20 protein-coding genes are annotated in these 20,858 nt (G+C 71.4%); 8 read left to right on the top strand and 12 right to left on the bottom strand.

Annotated features, from left to right (window positions below; translation table 11 throughout):
• Window positions 1-4: 4 nt before the first annotated feature.
• Window positions 5-403, top strand: coding sequence for a hypothetical protein (locus ACH4FX_RS06550; RefSeq protein WP_398475799.1), 399 nt, complete (start codon window positions 5-7; stop codon window positions 401-403).
• A gap of 155 nt (window positions 404-558) precedes the next feature.
• Here the strand turns inward: ACH4FX_RS06550 and ACH4FX_RS06545 are convergent, their stop codons facing one another.
• The 5 genes from ACH4FX_RS06545 to ACH4FX_RS06525 all read right to left on the bottom strand — a co-directional run bounded on the left by ACH4FX_RS06545 (window position 559) and on the right by ACH4FX_RS06525 (window position 4,252).
• Complete coding sequence (locus ACH4FX_RS06545; RefSeq protein WP_398475797.1) at window positions 559-801, bottom strand: hypothetical protein; 243 nt, start codon at window positions 799-801, stop codon at window positions 559-561.
• A 793-nt stretch (window positions 802-1,594) separates the two neighbouring features.
• Complete coding sequence (locus ACH4FX_RS06540; RefSeq protein WP_398475795.1) at window positions 1,595-2,431, bottom strand: RNA polymerase sigma factor SigF; 837 nt, start codon at window positions 2,429-2,431, stop codon at window positions 1,595-1,597.
• Between the two features lie 190 nt (window positions 2,432-2,621).
• Complete coding sequence (locus ACH4FX_RS06535) at window positions 2,622-3,431, bottom strand: RNA polymerase sigma factor SigF (protein WP_398475793.1); 810 nt, start codon at window positions 3,429-3,431, stop codon at window positions 2,622-2,624.
• A 253-nt stretch (window positions 3,432-3,684) separates the two neighbouring features.
• Window positions 3,685-3,978, bottom strand: coding sequence for a Dabb family protein (locus ACH4FX_RS06530; RefSeq protein ID WP_398475791.1), 294 nt, complete (start codon window positions 3,976-3,978; stop codon window positions 3,685-3,687).
• 109 nt (window positions 3,979-4,087) lie between these two features.
• A complete protein-coding gene (locus tag ACH4FX_RS06525) occupies window positions 4,088-4,252 on the bottom strand; it encodes a hypothetical protein (RefSeq protein WP_167515140.1) in 165 nt (54 codons plus the stop codon).
• Between the two features lie 744 nt (window positions 4,253-4,996).
• On the opposite strand from ACH4FX_RS06525, the gene ACH4FX_RS06520 reads away from it, so the two are divergent.
• Window positions 4,997-5,365, top strand: a complete 369-nt coding sequence (locus tag ACH4FX_RS06520) for an ArsR/SmtB family transcription factor (RefSeq protein WP_398475789.1) — start codon at window positions 4,997-4,999, stop codon at window positions 5,363-5,365.
• The gene (locus tag ACH4FX_RS06515) at window positions 5,349-8,645 is read left to right on the top strand and encodes a cation-transporting P-type ATPase (RefSeq protein WP_398475787.1); all 3,297 of its coding nucleotides are present in this window, start codon (window positions 5,349-5,351) and stop codon (window positions 8,643-8,645) included. The genes ACH4FX_RS06520 and ACH4FX_RS06515 overlap by 17 nt, the downstream gene beginning before the upstream one ends.
• Window positions 8,646-8,680: 35 nt before the next feature.
• On the opposite strand, the gene ACH4FX_RS06510 is transcribed toward ACH4FX_RS06515, so the two are convergent.
• Window positions 8,681-10,240: an LCP family protein gene (locus tag ACH4FX_RS06510; protein ID WP_398475785.1), complete on the bottom strand. Its 1,560-nt coding sequence runs from the start codon at window positions 10,238-10,240 to the stop codon at window positions 8,681-8,683.
• A gap of 160 nt (window positions 10,241-10,400) precedes the next feature.
• Here ACH4FX_RS06510 and tatA point away from each other — a divergent pair, with 160 nt between their 5' ends.
• Together tatA and ACH4FX_RS06500 are read left to right on the top strand one after the other, a co-directional pair.
• On the top strand, window positions 10,401-10,610 hold the full coding sequence (gene tatA / locus ACH4FX_RS06505; protein ID WP_398475783.1) for a Sec-independent protein translocase subunit TatA: 210 nt from the start codon (window positions 10,401-10,403) through the stop codon (window positions 10,608-10,610).
• Between the two features lie 104 nt (window positions 10,611-10,714).
• Window positions 10,715-11,128: a hypothetical protein gene (locus ACH4FX_RS06500; protein WP_398475781.1), complete on the top strand. Its 414-nt coding sequence runs from the start codon at window positions 10,715-10,717 to the stop codon at window positions 11,126-11,128.
• A 196-nt stretch (window positions 11,129-11,324) separates the two neighbouring features.
• Here ACH4FX_RS06500 and ACH4FX_RS06495 read toward each other — a convergent pair whose 3' ends face one another.
• Complete coding sequence (locus tag ACH4FX_RS06495; RefSeq protein WP_398475779.1) at window positions 11,325-12,095, bottom strand: ArsR/SmtB family transcription factor; 771 nt, start codon at window positions 12,093-12,095, stop codon at window positions 11,325-11,327.
• A 328-nt stretch (window positions 12,096-12,423) separates the two neighbouring features.
• On the opposite strand from ACH4FX_RS06495, the gene ACH4FX_RS06490 reads away from it, so the two are divergent.
• From ACH4FX_RS06490 to ACH4FX_RS06480, 3 genes are read left to right on the top strand one after another with little or no spacing between them, the layout of a single operon-like run.
• Window positions 12,424-12,825 carry a RidA family protein gene (locus ACH4FX_RS06490; RefSeq protein WP_398475777.1) on the top strand — a complete coding sequence of 134 codons (402 nt, stop codon included), beginning with the start codon at window positions 12,424-12,426 and terminating at the stop codon, window positions 12,823-12,825.
• Window positions 12,822-13,625 carry an ArsR/SmtB family transcription factor gene (locus tag ACH4FX_RS06485; protein WP_398475775.1) on the top strand — a complete coding sequence of 268 codons (804 nt, stop codon included), beginning with the start codon at window positions 12,822-12,824 and terminating at the stop codon, window positions 13,623-13,625. The genes ACH4FX_RS06490 and ACH4FX_RS06485 overlap by 4 nt, the downstream gene beginning before the upstream one ends.
• A 54-nt stretch (window positions 13,626-13,679) precedes the next feature.
• Complete coding sequence (locus tag ACH4FX_RS06480; RefSeq protein ID WP_398475773.1) at window positions 13,680-15,110, top strand: MFS transporter; 1,431 nt, start codon at window positions 13,680-13,682, stop codon at window positions 15,108-15,110.
• Between the two features lie 127 nt (window positions 15,111-15,237).
• Here the strand turns inward: ACH4FX_RS06480 and ACH4FX_RS06475 are convergent, their stop codons facing one another.
• From ACH4FX_RS06475 to ACH4FX_RS06455, 5 genes are all read right to left on the bottom strand, one after another.
• Window positions 15,238-16,176 (bottom strand): hypothetical protein, encoded by a 939-nt coding sequence (locus ACH4FX_RS06475; protein WP_398476394.1) that lies wholly within the window; start codon window positions 16,174-16,176, stop codon window positions 15,238-15,240.
• Between the two features lie 112 nt (window positions 16,177-16,288).
• Entirely contained in the window at window positions 16,289-17,119 is an 831-nt protein-coding gene (locus ACH4FX_RS06470; RefSeq protein WP_398475771.1) for a ThiF family adenylyltransferase, read from the bottom strand.
• A gap of 223 nt (window positions 17,120-17,342) precedes the next feature.
• Window positions 17,343-18,545: a nucleotide disphospho-sugar-binding domain-containing protein gene (locus ACH4FX_RS06465; RefSeq protein ID WP_398475769.1), complete on the bottom strand. Its 1,203-nt coding sequence runs from the start codon at window positions 18,543-18,545 to the stop codon at window positions 17,343-17,345.
• A gap of 61 nt (window positions 18,546-18,606) precedes the next feature.
• Entirely contained in the window at window positions 18,607-19,458 is an 852-nt protein-coding gene (locus ACH4FX_RS06460) for a class I SAM-dependent methyltransferase (protein ID WP_398475767.1), read from the bottom strand.
• Between the two features lie 133 nt (window positions 19,459-19,591).
• The gene (locus ACH4FX_RS06455) at window positions 19,592-20,842 is read right to left on the bottom strand and encodes a cytochrome P450 (protein WP_398475765.1); all 1,251 of its coding nucleotides are present in this window, start codon (window positions 20,840-20,842) and stop codon (window positions 19,592-19,594) included.
• Window positions 20,843-20,858 lie beyond the last annotated feature (16 nt).

The raw sequence follows: 20,858 nt of genomic DNA, 5'->3' as shown, positions 1-20,858 counted from the left end.
ACTCGTGACCCTGGAACACGTCTCCGTGGCCGTCGTGGCGGCGGAGCTCGTCATCATGCTGCTCGCCCGCTTCGGCACCGAACGGCGGCACTGGCGCCACTACAAGAGGGCCGAGGCCGCGCCGGACAAGCGTGACAACATCAGGCTCGGCCCCGGCCTGGTGTACTCCGTCGCCGCGCTGGCCCTGGTCGCCATCGCCGTGTTCAGCGGTATCGACTTCGAGTGGAGCATCGGCACCCTGAGCCTGCTCGGCGTCCTCGGTGTCCTGGTTCCGGGGTACGCCGCCAACTCCGTCATGCTGCTGAGCACCCGGGGCCACCGGAAGCCGCTCAGGGGCTGGCAGGAGGCGGCGGCGTACGTACTGGCCGCGCTCGGCGGGGCCGCCGCGGTCACCTTCGTCTGACCACCCACATCACCGGTGCCGGGCACACGCCGAGACGTGTGCCCGGCACCGTCACGTCGCTCACCGGGCGGCCACCTGGGCCAGGCGCCGTGTGCCCGTGCAGGCAGCCCTGTGCCGGTACGGGCAGTCGTGTGCCAGTACCGGCAGCGGTGCTGTCAGCGCCAGTCGGCGCGTACATCCTGTGTGTCGATGTGCATTCCGAGGGGGACGCGCCAGGCTGCAACGCAGATGCGCCAGGTGGTGGGGCGGTGGGTGCGGGGCGGGATGGGTGTGGGGAGGGGGTGGGTGGAGGTTCTGGTGGCCCAGTCGATGCCGAGGGCGCCGATGATGTGGGTGCTGAAGGTGATGGTGCCCGAAGTCACCGGGCGGCCGCCGGTGTTGCGGAGACCGACGGTCACTTTTTCGCACCACCGTACGTCGGCGTCGGCGCGTTGGAGGGGGCCGAGGGACAGGCGGGGTGGGGTGGAGGGCGCGGGGGTGGCGGGGGGCTTCCCCGGGGTGCCGGGAGTGCCTGGGGTGCCTGGGGTGCCAGGAGCGTTGGGGGTTCCGCGGGGTGGACTGCTGGGGGTGGTGGTGCCGGGGCGGTCATCAGGGGTGCCGGGCCGACCGTCGGACGCGTCACCCCGGTTGCCGCCGCGTGGACTTCCGGTTGGGCCTCCGCTCAGGCTGCCGCTTGGACTCGCGTCAGAGGGGCCGGATCGCGCTCCGGGTCCGGTCGCCGGGGCCCCGGCGGTATGCGGCGCGGGAGAGGGAGCGCCCTCGGGGCCGGGCGTGGCGTTCGGAGTGCCGGAAGGGGTCCCGTCGAGGGGAGTCAGCGTGATGCCGTCGTCCGGGGATACAGGCTGCGCCGGAGGACGGTCGTCCGCCGGGCCGGCGGCGCCCACGGCGGCGTAACCCTGGCCGCCGTCGCCACCGCATGCGGAGAGCAGCGTGGCCATGCACAGGGCGGCCGTGGGGAGAAGAGCGCGCGACAAGTGGTGCGCGCGGGTGGCGCGTGTGTGTGGAGCGCGGATGGTCCGTCGCATCGGGCCAGTGTTGCTGACGGGTAGTCAGTTGCATAGGCCCGGTGCACACTGCACAGCATGGTGGCGCACAAGGTGGTGTCAGGGGTGCTGTGGGGGAACAGAGGATGCGGTGACCGGTTTGCGGTCGCGGGTTGGCCGGCCGCTGGTGGGGGGAGACCGGCCGGGGTCAGTCGGAGATCAGGCCCTCGCGCAGGGTTGCCAGGGTGCGTGTGAGCAGGCGCGAGACGTGCATCTGGGAGATGCCGACCTCTTCGCCGATCTGGGACTGCGTCATGTTGGCGAAGAACCGCAGCATGATGATCTGGCGCTCCCGGGGCGGGAGTTTGGCCAGCAGCGGCTTCAGGGACTCGCGGTACTCGACGCCTTCGAGTGCGCTGTCCTCGTAACCGAGGCGGTCCGCGAGGGAGCCCTCGCCGCCGTCGTCCTCGGGGGAGGGGGAGTCGAGCGAGGAGGCGGTGTACGCGTTGCCGACCGCGAGGCCGTCGACGACGTCCTCCTCGGACACGCCCAGGCACTGGGCGAGTTCGGTGACGGTCGGGGAGCGGTCGAGCTTCTGGGCGAGTTCGTCGCTGGCCTTGGTGAGCGCCAGGCGCAGCTCCTGGAGGCGGCGCGGAACCCGTACCGACCACGACGTGTCGCGGAAGAAACGCTTGATCTCGCCGACCACCGTCGGCATCGCGAACGTCGGGAATTCGACGCCGCGTTCGCAATCGAAACGATCGATCGCCTTGATCAGGCCGATCGTGCCGACCTGGACGATGTCCTCCATCGGCTCGTTGCGACTGCGGAAACGTGCCGCCGCGTAGCGGACCAGCGGCAGGTTCAGCTCGATCAGGGTGTCGCGGACGTACGCCCGCTCGGCGCTGTCCTTGTCGAGCGTGGCCAGCCGCATGAAGAGGGAGCGGGAGAGCGTACGGGTGTTGAGCGCGTCGTCGTCGTGCACGGGCGCTGCCGGCGCGGGAATCGCGGGAAGCACCTTCGAGCTGCCCAGTTCTACGGACATGCCACCCCCTTGAGGTCGCGGTCGGGTCGCTGCGGCGCCCTCGGCCCGCAGTGAACCGAGAACTTATGCCTCCACCTGAATACCGGAGGCGACGCCACGGCAAACGCGGTTCCTGCAGAATGTCACATGTCGGCAACACGCTGTAGCGCCAAGTCGACATATCAGTGCAGGAAGGGGTCGCCCGTCCCGGTTAGGCTTCGATCCTGTTTGCGGACCGCAGTCGTGCGAAGCTCCGCGACAGTAGCCGCGACACGTGCATCTGCGACACCCCCAGCTCGGCACTGATCTGGGATTGCGTCAAGTTGCTGTAGTAACGGAGCAACAGGATCCGCTGCTCGCGCTCCGGGAGCTGCACCAGCAGATGCCGTACGAGGTCGCGGTGCTCGACGCCGGCCAGCTCCGGATCCTCGTACCCGAGGCGGTCCAGCAGGCCCGGCAGCCCGTCGCCCTCCTGTGCGGCCTCCAGGGAGGTCGCGTGGTACGAGCGGCCCGCCTCCAGGCAGGCCAGCACCTCGTCCTCGCCGATCTTGAGCCGCTCGGCGATCTCGGCGGTGGTCGGCGACCGGCCGTGCAGCACGGTCAGGTCCTCCGTGGCGCCGTTGACCTGCACCCACAGCTCGTGGAGGCGGCGCGGTACGTGGACGGTGCGCACGTTGTCCCGGAAATAGCGCTTGATCTCGCCGACCACGGTCGGCATCGCGAAGGTGGGGAACTGGACGCCCCGGCCGGGGTCGAACCGGTCGATGGCGTTGATCAGGCCGATCGTGCCGACCTGGACGACGTCCTCCATCGGCTCGTTACGGCTGCGGAAACGTGCCGCCGCGTACCGGACCAGGGGCAGGTTCGCCTCGATCAGGGCGGCGCGTACCCGGGCGTGCTCCGGGGTGCCGGGTTCCAGGCTCGCCAGCTCGGCGAACAGCACCTGTGTGAGTGCCCGGGTGTCCGCGCTCCTGCTCTCGCGGGATGGCGCCTTGGGCGCAGTTCGGGCCGTCACGGTCACGCCACCCTTCTCAGTCCATCCATCCGGCAAAAGCGGTCATAGCAGGTCATAGCATCACAAGACATGTGCACTGTGTGCAAGCACCGTATTACGCCGTGTTGATCGCCGAGTTGATCGCGGAATGGGCCGCGTTGCAGGCCCTGGCGGCGGAGGCGTACCGGCGCGCCCGGGCGACGAAAGCCCCCCGTCCGGGACGGCGAAAAGCCCCTCACCCGCGAGGGGCAAGGGGCGGACACGCGGCCGGGGCCGCGGCTCAGAACTCGTAGTCGGCGATCACCCAGGTGGCGAACTCACGCCACTGCCCGGCGGCGGCCTGATGGGCCGGGTGTTCGATATAGCGCTTGAGGGCGTCGGTGTCGGCCACGGCGGAGTTGACGGCGAAGTCGTACGCGATCGGCCGGTCCGTGATGTTCCAGGCGCACTCCCAGAACTCCAGCTCGGGAATCTGGTCGGCCAGCTCCCGGAACGCCTTGACGCCGGCCTCGACCCGCGGCTCGTCGCGTTCGACGCCGTCGTTGAGCTTGAAAAGAACCAGGTGGCGTATCACTGGGCGGTCCTCCGCGCTTCGTCCGTACGGCCGGGCCCGCGTCGCACGGCGCCCGCCGTCCGGCCACCGGCGTCGTCCCGTACCGTCCGCCCCGGTCTGGCCGGGCGTCCTACGAGATCAGCTGGGTCATGAACTCACCGACCCCATGGGCGGCCGACGAGATGCCCTCGAACCCTATCTGCACGAGATCGGCGGCGCGCGCCGGGGACGTGATGATCGTGTACAGGACGAAGACGGCGACCACGTACAACGCGATCTTCTTTGCTTGCGCCATCCGACTGTCCCCGTCTCCCCTACGGCAGCTCCCGCCTGCCCTCCCCGGTACCGGCCGGGTGAGTCTAACCACTTCCGGAACGGGGGTGGAGCGACGGCGGGGGCGGGGCGTTGACGGACCGGCTCTCCGGGCGCGCCCGGCCGGGGCGGTGCCGGGCCTGCCGCGTTCACCGGGACGTGCCTGCCGCGTTCACCGGGGATGTCCCATCGCGTTCGCCGGGGCTGTCCCGCCTCGTTCACCGGGACTTTAAGGACCAAAGGCCCCTGGAGGGAGGCCTTTTGCCCGCGTCCGGCATCCGGCGGCCGGAGCAGGATGGTGGTGTGCCCGGCGAATCTGGCAGGAATCCGCAGGGCACGGGCCCGCGCCCCTCTGCGGGGTCCACGCCGTAGCTTCCCCCCTGACGGCGGCGCGGACTTTGGGGCACGGTCCGCCATCGGGGGAAGCGGCTTGTCCCCCCGGCGCCGCTTCCCCCGACTGCACTACGGAGCCCCGGCTCCGGGCCCTCGGGTTCGGAGCCGGGGTTTTCGTGTGGGCCGGCCGGGGGCGGAGGCGGGGCATTCGCGTAGACCCTCGGGTTCGGAGCCGGGAGTCTCGCGCGCGTCCGCCGGGGTCGGCGCCGCTGTCCGGGCGAGCACGGGCGCTGGCCGGGAGCGGCCCCTTCGGTACGGGAACGCCCGGTGCCCGGCGCCTAGACTGGGCCCTTTCGGGGGCACGGGCCCGGCCCTGGGCGGATGGAGAACGGCTGTGACGAGTGGCGTCGAGGACGTGACGGATCCGTCGGCCGAGGTGCTGACGGAGGCCGCGGCGACGTTCGGACTGCTGGCGTCGCCCGCGCGCCTGCACATCGTCTGGGCACTGGCGGGCGGCGAGTGCGATGTCAGCGGACTGGCGGAGCGGGTCGGCGGCGCGCTGCCCGCGGTGAGCCAGCACCTGGCGAAACTGAAGCTGGCGGGGCTGGTGCGGTCGCGGCGGGAGGGCCGCCGCGTGGTGTACCTGGTGGACGACCCCGATGTGGTGTCGATGGTGCGGTGGCTGGTGGGGCAGCTGACCGACCGGGCGGGCCGGTCCGAGGGACCGGCGGCCCCGGGGCGCATCCGTGGCCTGGGCGCCTGAGAAGGTCACGGGCTCCGCGGCCGCTCGTACGAAGGGGGAGGCGGAGCCGGGCACCCACCTCGTACCAGCGGCGGCGCGGGCGGCGGACGGCGCCGCCCTGCGGGACACCCCGGACCTGACGGCACTGGAGACGCTGCGGCTCCTGGAGAGCGGACCGCGCGGCCTGACCGAGGGACAGGCCGAGGAACGGCTGCTGCGGTACGGCGAGAACACGGTGCCCGAGCGGCGGCCGGCGGGCCGGCCCTGGCGCTTCGTCCGCAGCCTGCGCGACCCCTTCACCACCGTCCTGCTGTGTCTGGCCCTGGTCTCGGCCGCCGTCGCGTCCTGGGGCGCGGCGTGCGTGATCGCCGTCCTGGTGGTGGTCAGCGCGGTGCTGCGGACCAGCGGCGAGTACCGGGCCGAGCGGTCCACGGCGGCGCTGCGCGAGCTGATCGCCACCACGGCGACGGTGCAGCGCAGGGCGCCGACGGACGCCGCCGCGCCGGTCACCCGGCCCGGCCGCGGCAGGGCCGCGAGGACACCGGGAAGCGGCGCCGCCCGGGAGATCCCGGTGGACCAGCTGGTACCGGGCGATGTGATCCGGCTCGGCCCGGGGGACCTGATCCCCGCCGATCTGCGCTTGCTGCGCGCGAGTGGCCTGACGGTGCGCCAGGCTGCGCTGACGGGCGAGTCGGCGCCGGTGGCGAAATACCCGGTGGACGTGCGGGAGGGGGCGGGGGCGGAACCGTACGGGGACGACGGCGGCCGGGGCGCGGCTTCGGGGCCGCCTGCCGAGTCTCCCGGCCCCGCGGCGGCTTCGGGGCCTGCTGCGTGGTCGGGGCCCGCTGCGTGTTCGGGGCCTGTCGCCTCGCCGTCCGGTGCCGCTGCCGCGTCCTCCGGTCCCGCGGCACAGTCCGCTCCCGCTACGCCTCCCCGCCCCGCCGCACCTCCCGGCCCCGGCCTCTTCGAACGTCCCGAGCTGTGCTTCCAGGGCAGCAGCGTCGCCTCCGGGAGCGCGACCGCGGTGGTGCTGGCGACCGGCGCGGACACGCTGTTCGCCGGTACGTACCGGCGGCCGGCCGGGTGGGGCGCACGCCCCGGCGCGCACCGTACCCGCTGGAAGGGCGCGCCCCGGAAGGAGCCCGCCGCGGGCGTCCCCCGGCCGCCCGGCCCCCGCCCGTCCTCGCGCCGACCGCGCGAGAGCGCCTTCGACCGTTCGGTGAACGGCGTCTCGTGGACCCTCATCCGCTTCATGCTGCTCACCCCGCCCCTGGTGCTGATGGCCAACGCGGCGCTGCGCGGGCGCGGCCTGGAGACGCTGCCGTTCGCCGTCGCGGTGGCGGTCGGGCTCACTCCCGAGATGCTGCCCGTCATCGTCACCACCGCACTCGCCCGGGGCGCGGCGCTGCTCGCGCGCGGCGGCGAGGTGATCGTCAAGCGGCTGCCCGCGTTGCACGACCTCGGCGCGATCGACGTGTTGTGTACGGACAAGACCGGCACCCTCACCCAGGACCGCCCCGTCCTGGACTGCGCCCTCGCCCCGGACGGACGTCCCGCGCCCGAACCGCTGCACTGGGCGGCTGTCAACAGCCTGTGGACACTCCAGCTCGCCGAGCTGCCCACGCCGGACGCCCTCGACGAGGCGATCCTGGAGGCGGCCGAGGACGACTTCGACGAGCTGCTGGTATACGAGGGCGTCGCCGCCCTGCCCTTCGGCCCGGTACGCCGCACGTCGTGCGCGGTGGTCCGGACGGACGCGGCCACGGCGGGCGGCCCCCGCTCCCGGCTGGGCACGCACACGCTCGTGGTCAAGGGCGCGCCCGAGGACGTACTGGAGCGCTGCGCCCGTGTCCGTACGGGGGGAGAGAACACGGACACCAGCGACCGGGAGGCCGTCACCCCTGGCCAGGACATCGGTGGGGGTGCCCGGGACATCGACCTCGACGACGCGGCCCGCGCGCGGCTGGCCCGGTTCGTCGCCGAGCGGACGGCGGACGGGCTGCGGCTGCTGGCCGTCGCGGTCGCCGAGCGGCCCGCCCGGACCGGCCCGTACACGCCGGCGGACGAGCGCGGCCTGACCCTCGTCGGCTTCGTCGGCCTGCGGGACGCGCTCGCCCCGACCGCCGCCGCGGCCTGTGCGGGCCTGGCGCGGCGCGGTGTCGCCGTCAAGGTCCTCACCGGCGATCACCCCGGCACCGTCACCCACGTCTGCCGCGAACTGGGACTCGACACCGGCCCCGGCGCGGTGGTCACCGCCGACCGGATCGACGGCCTCACGGACGCCGAGCTGGCCCGGCTGGCGGCCCGTACGACGGCGTTCGCCCGCTGCACACCGGAGCAGAAGGCGCGCATCGTGGGCGCGCTGCGGGCCGGTGACGGTACGGGGCGGACAGCCGCCGGCGGTACGGGGCGGACGCTCGCCAGAGAGACGGGCGAGACCGGCGGCGACGCGGGCACAAACGCCGGTGACACGGACGGGAGGGGCGCCGTGCCCCGTACCGTCGGCTTCCTCGGCGACGGCGTCAACGACCTCCCCGCGCTGCACGCCTGCGACGTGGGCATCGCCCCGCGCGACGCCGTCCACGTGACGCGCGAGGCGGCCGACGTCGTCCTCGCCTCCAAGGACCTGAGCGCCATCGACGGCGCGATCGTCGCGGGCCGCCGCAGCACCGCCAACATCGCCACGTACCTGCGCATCACCCTCTCCTCCAACCTCGGCAACGTCATCGCGATGCTCGGCGCCGGGCTGCTGCTGCCGTTCCTGCCGATGCTCCCGGCGCAGGTCCTGGTGCAGAACCTGTGCTTCGACGCGGTCCAGCTCGCGTTCGCCTTCGACCGGCCGGGCCCGGCCGCACTGCGCCGGCCCGCGGTGCTGCGCCCCGCCGACCTGCTGCGTTACATCACCGGCTTCGGCCTGCTCAACGCCGCCGCCGACCTCGCCACGTTCGGCGTACTGGCGCTGGCGGTGCACGGCTCCGGGCACCCGGGTGGTCAGGACGCGTTCCACGCCGGGTGGTTCACGGAGAACCTGCTCACGCAGGCGCTGGTGATGTACCTGCTGCGGACCGGCCGGCACTCGGCGGCGGGCCGGGCACCCGGCCCGATCCGGGCCGCCGTCTGCGCGCTCGCCGTCATCGGGCTGCTGCTGCCGCCGTCACCACTGGGTCCGCTGCTGGGCATGGCGGCGCTGCCTCCCCTCTATTACGGGCTGCTGGCGGCCGTACTGGTGCTGTACGGGGCCGGGCTGGCGTGGGCCAAGAGTCGGTACGACCGGCGGACGGTGGCATCGGAACCGGGGTAGGGGCCGGGGCCTGACGGCTCCGCGCCTCGGTCGGCTCACCCGTAGGACAAACCGGAGCAGATGTTGTCGTCGGCCGACCGTGCCGAACCGGCGATCTCCGACGCCCCGGACGACGGGGGCGAGGGGGAGGCCGCGGGAGAGGCGCCGGAGGAGACGATGGCCGGGTCGGCCGCGTAGCCGGTGCCCAGGACGACGTGCACGCCCGCGGTGGCCGTCGGCACCAGCCGCGCGTCACGGAACCGGGCGGCGACGGTCTTGGCCTCGGCTTCCTTGCCCGCGCCGTATTCGACGGTGGTGGCCGTGTGGTGCTGGGTGCGCGCGGTCGCCGTACCGGTGACGGTGAAGCCCGCGGACCTGAGCTGTTCCGCGGCGCGGGCGGCCAGCCCGGTCGTGGTGGTGCCGTTGTACACGACGACGCTGATGCCCGCGCCCGTACCCGGGGCAGTACCCGCATCGGGGGAGGAAGACGGCGACGGCCCCGCGGAAGGTGACGCCCCCGCCCCACCGGCGTACGTGCCGTCCAGAGTGCGGTCCGCCTTGATGTCCGCCCAGAGCGCGTCCGCCGCAGGGTGCACGATCGCGACCCGCTCGCCCTGGTAGCGCCACGGCAGGGTGACGAACTTGGTGTTGTGCAGGTCGATGTCCTTCAGGGACATAGCGAACGAGAGCAGCTTGTCGGCCGAGTCCAGGCCCGGGTCGACGGTCATGGACTGGGTGGCGGCGTTGGCCAGCGGCAGCAGGGTCCCCGGATTGAATCCCTGGTCCTTGACCTTCTTGATGAGCGAGCCGACAAACGCCTGCTGCCGCTGGATACGGCCGATGTCCGAGTTGTCACCGATACCGTGCCGGATGCGTACGTAATCGAGCGCCTGCTGACCGGAAACGGTCTGCGGGCCCTTGGCGAAGATCCGCTCACCGCGGGAGTGGCGGTTCGGGTTCAGATCGCCCTGGTAGATGTCCTTCGGCAGACAGACCGGTACGCCGCCGACCGCGGACGTCATCTTCGAGAAGCCCTCGAAGTCGACGACGACGGTGTGGTCGACGCGTACGCCGGACAGCTTCTCCACCGTGTTCTGGGTGCAGGCCGGGTTGCCCTTGGGGCTCTCGCCGACCGAGAAGGCCGCGTTGAACATGACGTTGTGCTGCGGCGCGGTCCACTTGCCGCTCGGCAGCCGGCACGGGGGTATGTCCACCAGGGTGTCCCGGGGTATGGAGACCGCGACCGCGTGCTTGCTGTCGCCGTATATGTGTAGCAGGAAGGCAGTGTCCGAGCGGCCCACGTCACCGTCGCCGCCGCCCAGTGCGCTGTTGCCGCCGGCCCGGGAGTCGGAGCCGATGACCAGGACGTTCTGGCCGCCGGCACCCTCCGCGGGGCGCTGCGGGCTGACGCCCTCGGCGCCGAAGGTGGTGATGTTGCCGTTGAGCTTGAAGTAGAACCAGCCCGCGCCCGCGGCGATCAGTACGAGCAGCGAGACGGCGATGACCCCGGCCGTCCGCAGGGGGCGGCGTCTGCCCCGTACGGCCCGGCCGTCGCGCCCTTTCCGTACGTTCCGTCCGGCGCCTTCGGCCACCGCCTTGTGGCTGCTTGCTGTCATGTGTGCACCCTCACCCGCGCGGCTCTGTGCCGAAGAAGACGGTCGTTCTCGCCCGTTGGTTGTACAGTTGCGCAATGTAGCAAGTCACAAAATGTGAAGCGGACGAGGCGGCAGTGACCGGGCGCCGGTGCCGCCGCCACGGAAGGAAGGCGGGACGACGATGCTGCGGAACGGGCTGGAGCCCTGGCACCTGCTGATCGTGGCGCTCGTGGTGATCCTGCTGTTCGGCTCGAAGAAGCTGCCGGACACCGCGCGGGCCCTGGGCAAGTCGCTGCGGATCCTCAAGAGCGAGACGAAGGCGATGAAGGAGGAGACCGGCGAGGGCGCGCGGACCGGCGAAGGCGCGCGTGCCGGGGAAGCGGGCCGCTAGGGCCGCCGTAGAGCCGGTGGCGACGGCCGCCGCCCATAATGGTTGCCGCGCGTCACGATCAGCGTGCCGCGCCCAGCACCAACCACGAGGGGAAACCGGACCGGATGAGCACCGAGCGCAAGCCTTCCGAACATGCCGTACGCGCCGGGAGCGCCGTACGGGCAACAAGCGGGCGCATCACCGCGGTTGTCGTGGCCCTGCTGCTCGGCCTGATGGGGGCGGCGGGCTCCGCGGCAGCGGCGTCGCCCGCGGCACCGGCGGTCGCCCACAGCGTCCAGCAGCAGACCACCGACACCCCGGCCGCACAGCCGGCGGCCGCCCCGGCCTCCTTCCACCACGCGAAGGCCGCCTTCGGCTCCAAGGACAAGAAGGAGAAGAAGGAAAAGAAGAAGGGCTTCTTCAAGAAGCTCGGCATCTTCCTCATCGTGCTGCTGATCATCTTCATTGTGATCATCATCGTGGTGATCTGGCTGATCGTGCACTTCATCCGCAAGGCGTTCCGCCGCCGCCGGGCCTGACGCCCCGATGGCACTCGGGCCGCACGGCCCGCACGGCCCCCGCCCGCAAACACCAGCTTTGCGGGCGGGGGCTTTTCCTTGGTCAAGGACAATCCTGCTGTATTGTCCTGGCGGCCGTCACCCCCCGGAAAGATTTCGTAATCACCCCAAAGCGGCCCCGTGCCGACGATGGGCGCGATTTGCCGCGCCTTCCGCGTCACGCAGCGAGATCGGCATGGAGCTTTTGCGGGTCGATGTCCAGCCATGAGTGGAGGTCGGCCTCGCCGGCCGGAAGGATTTTCAAGGCCCGGCTCTCCGGGGCTCGTTGCACCCATTCCTGGCTGATGAAGCGTTCCAGGAGGGCAGCTCCCACTGCTCCCGAGAGGTGATGGCGCTGTTCCGTCCAGTCGACGCAGTAGCGCACGAGCGGGCGGTCGGTCCGGGGGCGGAAGACGCCGATGCTGCCCAGCAACCGCCACCCCTGGGCCGTGACCTCGTACGCGATGTCCCGGCCGCAGGCGGCCAGCCGGTCCGCTCCGGGGCGTTCCGGACGGTGGGTGCCGTCGCCTCCGACCACGGCACCCTTGGCGATGAGCCCGCGCATGATCAGCACACCGAGATGGCCGGCGAGGTGGTCGTAGCAGGTGCGGGCCACCCGCAGAGCGCGGGCACGGGTTCCCGAGCGCAGCGAGTTCGGCTTGAACGGCGAAGCCAGCTGGGCGAGGGATTCGATGGCCCTGGCCACTTCGGGGGACGCCAGGCTGTAATAGCGGTGACGCCCCTCGCGCCGGACCGTCAGCATTCCGCCGTCCAGGAGCTGGCCCAGGTGGCTGCTCATGGTGGACAGGGCAACTCCTGCCTCGGAGGCCAGCATCGACATGGGCAGTGCGCGCTTGTCGAGCAGTGACAGAAGAATCCTTGCCCGTGTCTTGTCGCCTATGAGTGCGGCTGGATCGACGAAGTTCGCATCGCCCGCGAAATCACGCATCCGTCCCCCAAAAGAATTCTTGACGAGTGATTGGCCGAAGTGCCCGCGAGGCACCTGTTACCCGAGGTCACGCTACAAGGGGGGTGTCGGCGGCCACCAATTTACCTGACGGTAATTTGCGCGTAATTTGCCGGCGCATGACGTTGCGGGGCGGTACGTAAAATCTCCTCCCGGCCTTCGGCCCACGCGGTTCGGCCGGGCCGGGCGGCGCCCGGCCGGGCGGCGGCACACTTCGCTCCGTATCGAAGCTTCGGCGTTCTACGGTGACGGCGACCGCCCGCCGCCCCTCTCCATGGCGGCGGGAACGCATCGCACATGGAGGGCTGCCGTGGGCCGAGAGGTCATCACGCGGGGGAAATTGCACGGATACAAGTACTCGCCGGGTGTCGTCGTAGCCGGTACGGCGTACCTGGCGGGCCATTTCGGTGTGGACGCCGAAGGCCGGCTGGTGTCCGAAGACGTGGCCGAGCAGGGGCGCAAGGCGCTGGAGAACGTACGGGCCACGCTGGAGGCCGCAGGCATGGGCCTGGGCGACGTGGTGAGCATGCGGGTATGGCTCGTCACCTACGACGAGATGCCGCAGTTCGACGGGGTCTACGGGGAGTTCTTCCCGCAGGACCCGCCTGCCCGTACCGCTTTCATGGTGGACCGGCTGCCGCTCGGCGCCCGGGTGGAACTCGACGCCATCGCCGTCCGCGGCAGCTCGCAGGTCGAAGCCCGGTTCACGTGACGGCCCGGCAGACCGGTGACCAGGAGCCGGGCCCGCACGAGCCGTGCCCGCACGAGCCCTGCCCCGACCTCGCCGGAGTGGCCGAGCTCATCGGTGACCGCTCGCGGGCCAGAATCCTGCTCACGCTGGCCGACGGCCGGGCGCTGCCCGCCGGGCTGCTGGCCTGCGCGAGCGGGATCTCCGCGTCGACCGCGAGCTCACACCTGGCGAAACTGGTCGCGGGGAACCTGCTGACAGTGGAGGTGCACGGGCGCCACCGCTACTACCGGCTCGCTTCCGCTGACACGGCCCAGGCATTGGAAAAGCTGGCCGGCCTCGCGCGGCGGCCGCTGCCCGCGAACCGCCGGGAACAGCGCGTACGCAGTCTGGCCTGGGCCAGGACCTGCTACAACCACCTGGCGGGCAAACTCGGGGTCGCGGTGATGCGCGCCCTTCTGGACGCCGAGGCCCTTACCGGCGGGGACGGAGCGTTCCACCCCGGGAAGGCGCGGCACGACCGCCTTTCGGCCCCCGGCCGCGATGTGACCTACAGGCTCTCGGCGCACGGCGCGAGCCTGCTCGCCGAGCGCCTGGGTGTCGAGCTGCCGGCCGGCCGGCGGTCGGCGGTCCGCTATTGCGTCGACTGGAGCGAACAGGCCCACCACCTGGCGGGGGCGCTGGGTTCCGTCCTTCTCGACCGGTTCTTCGAACTCGACTGGATACGGCGGCCGGCGAACGACCGCGTGGTGCGGCTGACCCGTCGCGGCGAACGGGAACTGCCCGCCGTGCTGGGCGTCCGCGTGCCGGGCCATGACTCATGACTGACGCGACCGGCTGACGCGACCGGCGCAGGAAAGGCAGGAAGGGCACACCTCATGGCTCAGCAACAAACGGCGGCTGCCGCTCCGTCCGAGGCATCCGGCGGTGGCACGGCCTCCATGATGCCGCTCATCGCGCTGTGTACGGGCTACTTCATGGTGATCCTGGACACCACGATCGTCAGCGTGGCGCTGCCGCGGATAGGACAGGGTTTCCATGCGGGCGCAGACCTGTCCGGAGTGCAATGGGTGGCCGACGGCTACACCGTCGTTTTCGCGGGGCTGCTGCTCTCCGCGGGTTCGATCGGTGACCGGCTCGGCAGCAAGGCCGTGTTCCAGACCGGCCTGGTGTTGTTCGTCGTCACCTCCATAGGGTGCGGGCTGGCTCCCTCCCTGGGATTTCTCGTCGTCATGCGACTGCTGCAAGGGCTGGCCGCAGCGCTGATGGTGCCGACATCGCTGGCCCTCATCCATGCGTCGTACCCGCAGAAGGAAAAGCGCGCGCGGGCCATCGGTGTGTGGGGTGCCATCGGCGGTATCGCGGCAGCGTCCGGTCCGGTGCTGGGCGGCTTGCTGGTGGCCGCATTCGGCTGGCGCTCGGTCTTCTACGTGAATCTCCCTTTCGGCATCCTCGGATTCGCACTGACGGCCCGTTACGTCGTCGCGCCGCGCCCTGCACGGTCCGCCGGGCTCGACCTGCCCGCCCAGGCGCTGGGCATTCTGACACTGGGGGCGATCGCGTACGCCGTGATCGAGGCGGGCCATCGCGGCTGGACAGCACCGTCCGTCTTGGCGGGTTTCGCGCTGGCCGTACTCTGCGGTGGTGCGTTCCTGCTGGCCGAGAAGCGCACGAAAGACCCGATGCTGCCCCTCGGGCTGTTCCGCAACGGCACCTTTTCCAGCGCGACGCTGGTCGGCCTGTTCCTCAACACCGCTTTCTACGGCCAGCTGTTCGTGCTGACGTTCTACTTCCAGCAGTACCGCCACTACCCCGTCCTGTGGGCCGGGCTGGCCATCCTGCCGCAGACCGCGATGGCGGCGGTGTCCTCGATGCTGGGCGGCAGGATGACGGCCCGGTCGGGGCCCCGCCTTCCCATCGTGATCGGGCTGGCGATCGGGGCCGCGGGATTCCTGGGCCTGCTGATCGCGGGGCGCTCGACCCCGTACCCCGCCCTTGTCCTGCCGCTGGCCGCCATCGGCTTCGGAACCGCCTTCGCGATGCCGGCCACGGTGACGGCGGTGGTCGAGTCGGCCCCGGCCGGGCGGGCCGGTACCGCCTCGGGCGTCCTGAACTGCGCACGGCAGGTGGGCAGCGCACTGGGGGTGGCGCTGCTCGGTGCGCTGGTGGCCGGCACTTCCGCGTTCCCGACCGGTATGCGCGTCGGTACGGTGATCAGCGCGGGCTGCTTCGTGGCGGGCATCGTGGTCACCTGGTGCGGCGTGGAGCGTCGCCGGCGGGCGGCCGATGCCGCGCTGTCCGGCGCGTGACCGGGGCCCGGGCGCCTGAACAGGCCGGCCGTTGGGCGGAGATACCCACCTTGCCGTCTTCGTCACCACCGGAACGCCCACCGGCACAGGGGCCGGGCCGGTATGCGCCCGGCCCCTGCCCGACCGGTCAACGGCGCGCGAGAAGCTCCGCCAGCAAGGCCGCGCGCAGCACCACGCCCTTGGCGACACCGTCGAGATAGTGCACGTCCGGCAGGTCGTCCACGTCGGCCGGAAGCTCAGGGCCGCGCGGTCCCGTGTGGGTCAGCGGCACCCCGGCGCCGGGGCCCGTGAGCAGTTCCCGACCGAAGACGAAACGCTCGTCGAGGCGGTCGGCACGGGAATGGGTGCGCACCGAACTCTGATGGAAGTCCGACAGCTCGAAGGGGATGATGCACGCCGCGTCCACAGCGGCCAGCAACTCCCGGGCCGACTCCACCGTGCGCCACGCCAGTCCTGCGCTCTCCATGCTCGCGACGACGTCCGCCGGGAAGCGGGCGCCGTCAGGCGTCAGGAAGACCAGCCCGCCGGCCCCGAAGGCGCGCAGGGCGTACACGAGGGACCGGGCCACCCGGCACGCCGGGTCACCGACGTACCCGATGGTGGCGCCCTTCAACGTCCCCAGTGCCCTGCGGATCACCCACAGGTCGAGCATGAACTGGGTGGGGTGTTCCTGGTCCCCGGTGCCGGCGCTGATCAGCGGTACGGGCGAGACCGCGGCCGCGCGCTCGGCGGCGTCGTCCTCGGTGTGCCGGAGCACCAGGACATCCGCGTAGCTGCCGAGGACCCGGACCGTGTCCTCCAGCGACTCCGCGTAGAAGTCACCTGCTCGGGTGGTGGCGACATCGGAGAACCCGATGCCGGCACCGCCGATCCGGTGGGCGGCTGCCTCGAAACTGATCCTGGAACGGGTGCTGTTCTGGTAGAAGAGCGTGCCCAGCAGCATGCCCGGCCCGGTACGCGCCACCACCTCGCGGGGCTGCCCCAGCATCCATCGGGCACGGTCGTAGAGCGCTTCGAGATCCTGCTCGGTCCAGGTGCTCAAGGTGGTGGCATGCCGTGGACGCACGGTGGGCGGCAGATGGAGCCGGTCCTCGGGCGGGCGGGTGGGGGACGTCGTGGAGGTGCCGGCTACCACCAGACCCCCTCCACCGTCCTGGCGATCCACTTCTGTGTGTCGATCATGGAGTACCCCGGGGTGACGGGCAGCGGGACAGCTCCCGGCAGCTGGTCGAGGCCGGTGATGGCCTGGCCGATCCGGGAGGCGAGCATTCCCTGGGCGAGGGGCGGAGTTCCCGCGAAGATCGGGCACTCAAGGTTCTTGATGAACCAGTCCTCCAGCACCTCGGAACTCGGATATCCGGCATTTCCGGGATGAACCGGCTGATGATCCGTCGGGCGTTCTTCTCGTTCATGGGCTCGTCGGCCGGAACGCCGAAATACTCCTCGGCGGGCATGGAGTCCCGGGTCCACTTGAAGAAGAACGTACGGTGCCCGAAGACCGGCGTGAGCATCATGAACCGGCACTGCTGCGACCGGCGGAATGCCCGATGAAGGGTGTAACGGGCGTTGATCTCGTACAGCTCGATCTTGTCGAGTACGTAGTCGCAGCCCTCGAAGAACTCGTCGACCGTCTCCTCGGTGATGCCTTCCGGATACACCTCGACATTGACGTCGCGGGTGGTGTTGTACACGAGCTCGGCCACCACTTCGGCCTTGTTGCGCCCGACGGTGTCGAGGGAAGCGCCGTACTGGCGGTTGATGTTCGACACTTCAAAGGTGTCGGGGTCCGCCACCTTGAGGTTCTGTACGCCCATGCGCACCAACCGCTCGGCGGTGGCCCCGCCTATACCGCCGACACCCGCTACGCCGATGGTGGCGTCCCACAGTTTGAGCTGGCGTTCCTTCTGCTCTTCAAGGGTGTTACCGAGCCAGCCGAGGTTACGCTTGACGCGCTCCCAGTAATAATCCTCGCTGGTCTCGGTCGCGGTGTAGCGCTTGCGGCCTGGCATATATCTCTCCCTCGAATGCAGCTGTGAATGTCGTCGCCCGAAACAGCGATCGCCACGCTATAGAGCTGCCACTTCGACGCCGGACGAAGTGTGGTGGGTCACAGGAGGGTGAGGGGGAAGATGAGGGAGATGCTCGCTTTTCGGAGTTCGGTGAGGCCGCCGCCCCTGTCCGGCCGCCTGCTCGGTATCAGGGGCCCCGCAGCGGCCACACGCACGACCCAGGTCAAAGGCCGTTCGCAGCCGGCTGCGCGGCAGGGGCCGGGGGCAGGTCCCGGGACAGGGCGGATGCCAGGTTGGTGGCCACGTCGGCGGGGGACGGCTGAAGGCTGATTTCTTGCTGGAGGGCTCGGCTCTGCCGGGTGAAGGCCGGGTTCTCGATGACGCGGGTGCAGGCTTCGGCCACCTCTTCGGGGCCGGACCCGCCCCGGTCGATGCGAAGGCCGGCGCCCGCGCGTTCGACGTGGCCCGCGTTGCTGAACTGGTCGGTCGCGTACGGGGTGACGACCTGGGGGACGCCGGTGCACAGGGCCGTCATGGCGCTGCCCGAGCCGCCGTGGTGCACCAGTACGTCGCATGCGGGCAGTACGGCGTGGAGCGGGAGCCAGCCGACGTGGCGGGCCTGGGGGACCAGTTCGCGGACCTGGGGGGCGAGGTCGTCGCCGACCGCTGCCACCACCTCGTACCCGGATGCGATGAGCACCGATGCCAGTGCGGCGATGGACTGCGCGGCCCCCGGATAGCCGCCGATCATGGTGCCGAAGGTGACGCACACTCTCGGGCGCGTGGCGGGCGGGCCCAGTGCCCAGTCGGGGAGGGCGCCGGAGCCGTTGAAGGGCGTGTAGCGCATGGCCAGGGAGGGGGCGCCGGACGCCGGCCCGTCGCCGGGGCGGAGGGAGGGCGGGCACACGTCGACGAAGAGCCCGGGGGGCGGGGGTTCTGCCAGGCCGAGGCCGGACAGTTCCGGTCGCAGCTCGGACACCACACCGTCCGCCATGGCCCGGGGGACGGGGAGCCCCCACGCGTGGACCATGTGCGGGATGCCGGCCGCGTAGGCCGCGAGCCGGCCCGCGAAGTCCGTGGGCTCGCCGACCACGAGGTCCGGCCGGTAGGCGGTGAGCAGCTCGGTCATGGCCGGCAAGGCCGCGGCGGACGCCCGGCCGAAGCCGCGGCCGCTGCGGTGCAGCTTGCCCTCGGTGTCCTGCGGGTCGGGCACCGGCCGTCCCTGGCGGTCCTCGCCGATCAGGCGGCGCATGTCGAGGTCGTCGACCGTGCCGAGCGGGTTGAGTCCGGCGGCGGCCACGGCGGGGGAGAAGGCACCCGTGGCCGCGACGGCCACCTCGTGGCCGCCGGACCGCAGTGCCCAGGCGAGCGGCACCATGGGGTAGAAGTGCCCGCGGGACGGCAGGGTGCTGAAGAGTACGCGCATGATCGTTCCTCTGGGGTTCGCGGCCGGGGAGCCGGCCCGGGTTCTGCGGCGCGGAAGCCGGTCAGGAGAACGTGTGGTCCGGGGTGGTCTTCTCCAGGACCAGCGCCTGCGTCATCACGGGGTAGTGCCGGCCGATCAGGAGCTCCGGCAGCAGGCCCACGATCCGCTCGCGGTCGAACTCCGGGAACCCCAGCAGCTCGCGCCGGTCCCCTTCCTTCAGCGCGAGGGGCAGCCCGGCCAGCAGCTGGTGGACGTCGTGGCTGCGGCCCCAGACGTTCTCCTTCAGCACACCGAACGGCTCAAGGTCCAAGAAGAGGTCCACGGTGAGCAGCAGCGTGCCGCCGGGAGCCAGCCGGTCGGCCATCGACGTGATCATCTGGCGGGCCTCGGCCGGGCCGACGTGTTCCAGGACGGAGAGGCACACGACCCGGTCGAACACGCCGACGGGCCCGTCCCAGTGCTGGATCTCGTCCGCGACGAGTTCCACGTCGGTGCCGAACAGCTCGTTGATACGGGCGTGATCGGCCGGGTCCAGTGTCATCCAGTAGCCGGGGGAGAAGCGGCTGCCTTCCTCGTCCGCCTGGCCGGCGTGCGGCGTCTGCCGCGCGGCGGGATCGACCGTGGTCACCTTGCAGCCCTGCCCGGACAGCAGGAACTGCAGGCCGGACAGACCGGCACCGACGTCCAGCACCCGCAGTCCCTGTTCCGCCGCGATGCGGGTGGCGGCGAAGGGGTATTCGAAGGCGCGGGTGTCGCTCGGGACCTGGAAGCCGAAGAGGCCGAAGCGCCGGGGGTCGGGGTCGGCCAGCCGCTGCTGGGGAGTGCGGCCGTCCTGTGACATGTGCCGTCCGGGCGCCCCGGTGCTGCGGTTGAATTCGGCGTACGGTGCCGGAAGTTCCTTACGGGCGAGCATGGTGGTTCCTCCTGGCCGGGCCGGTGGCGTACGGCCTCCGGCGCGAGCGATCAGTGGCGGCGTACGGCGTACGACGCCGGGGCGTGGACGGGGTGGGCGGGGCGGTCCGGGTGGGCGGGCCGGTGCGGGCGGCTCACCACGACACGGGGAGCGAAGCGAGGCCGTGGATGATCGTCCCGGTCTTCCGGCGCGGCTCGGCGGCGATGCGCAGCTCGGGACAGGCCTGGGGCAGCGCGCGGAACGCCTCTTGGAGTTCGACCCGGGCGAGCTGCGCACCGACACACCGGTGCGGTCCGTAGCCGAAGGCGATGTGCGGGTTCGGCGTGCGCTCAAGGTCGAGCCGGTGCGGTGCGTCGAAGACGGCCGGGTCGTGGTTGGCGGAGCCGAGCACCGGGACGAGCGTCTCCCCGGCCCGCACCAGGACGCCGCCGAGTTCGACGTCCTCCGTGGCCACCCGGGTGAAGCCGCCGATCTCCAGTGACGGCACATGGCGGAGCAGTTCCTCCACGGCCGTGCCGACGCTCTCGGGCCGGGCCCCCAGCTGCTTCCAGAGATCCGGTGTACGCAGCAGCAGGCAGGTGAAGTTCGCCAGCTGGCTCGCGCTGGTCTCGTAACCGGCCACCAGCAGCCCGCCGGAGAAGACGACCAGTTCCTCCTCGGTGAGGCGGTCTTCCGCCACATGGGCCCGCACCAGGCCGCTGAGCAGGTCGTCGGCGGGTTTCCTGCGCCGCTCGGCCACCAGCGAGGACAGATAGCCGAAGAGGGCACGGCGCGATGCGTGGATCTCCTCCTCGGTCATCGAGGTGGTCGACAGCAGGCCATCGCACCACTGCCGGAAGGAAGCGCGGTCCTCCTCGGGGATGCCGAAGAGGTCGCAGATCACCGCCACGGGCAGCGGAAGCGCGAAGTCCGGCACGAAGTCCGCCGGGGGTCCCGCGGCCTTCATACGGCCGATCAGCGTCTGGACGGAGGCCCGGACGCCCGGGCGCATGGCTTCGACCCGCCGTTTCGTGAACGCCTTCGCCACCAGGGAGCGGAGCCTGGTGTGCTCCGGGGGGTCGGACACGAACACCCCGACAGGTGGCGGCGGCACGGGTTCGAACCGGGGGGCGTCAGGACGTGACGCAGCGGTACGGCTGAAGCGCGGGTCCGCGAGCACGGTCCTGACGTCCTCGTACCGGGTCACCAGCCGGGCCCGGCCGCCGAACGGCAGCTCGACCAGGTGCACCGGGTCGTGCTCGCGCAGTTCCGCGAACGGATCGTCCGGGCCCGGCCCCGGGTCCGGCGCACACTCGGGCCGGGGGGACGGGGCGAAGGGGAAGCGCCGTACCGCGGTGCCCGGCCGGCCGGCTTCCGCGGCGCCGGCCGACTCGTGATCTGTCATCTCGGGGAATTCCTCT

Source organism: Streptomyces sp. NPDC018019 (assembly GCF_044327805.1).
Classification (GTDB): Bacteria; Actinomycetota; Actinomycetes; order Streptomycetales; family Streptomycetaceae; genus Streptomyces.
The sequence above is the reverse complement of the archived record's forward strand: the minus strand, read 5'-3'. Positions and strand labels throughout refer to the sequence as shown.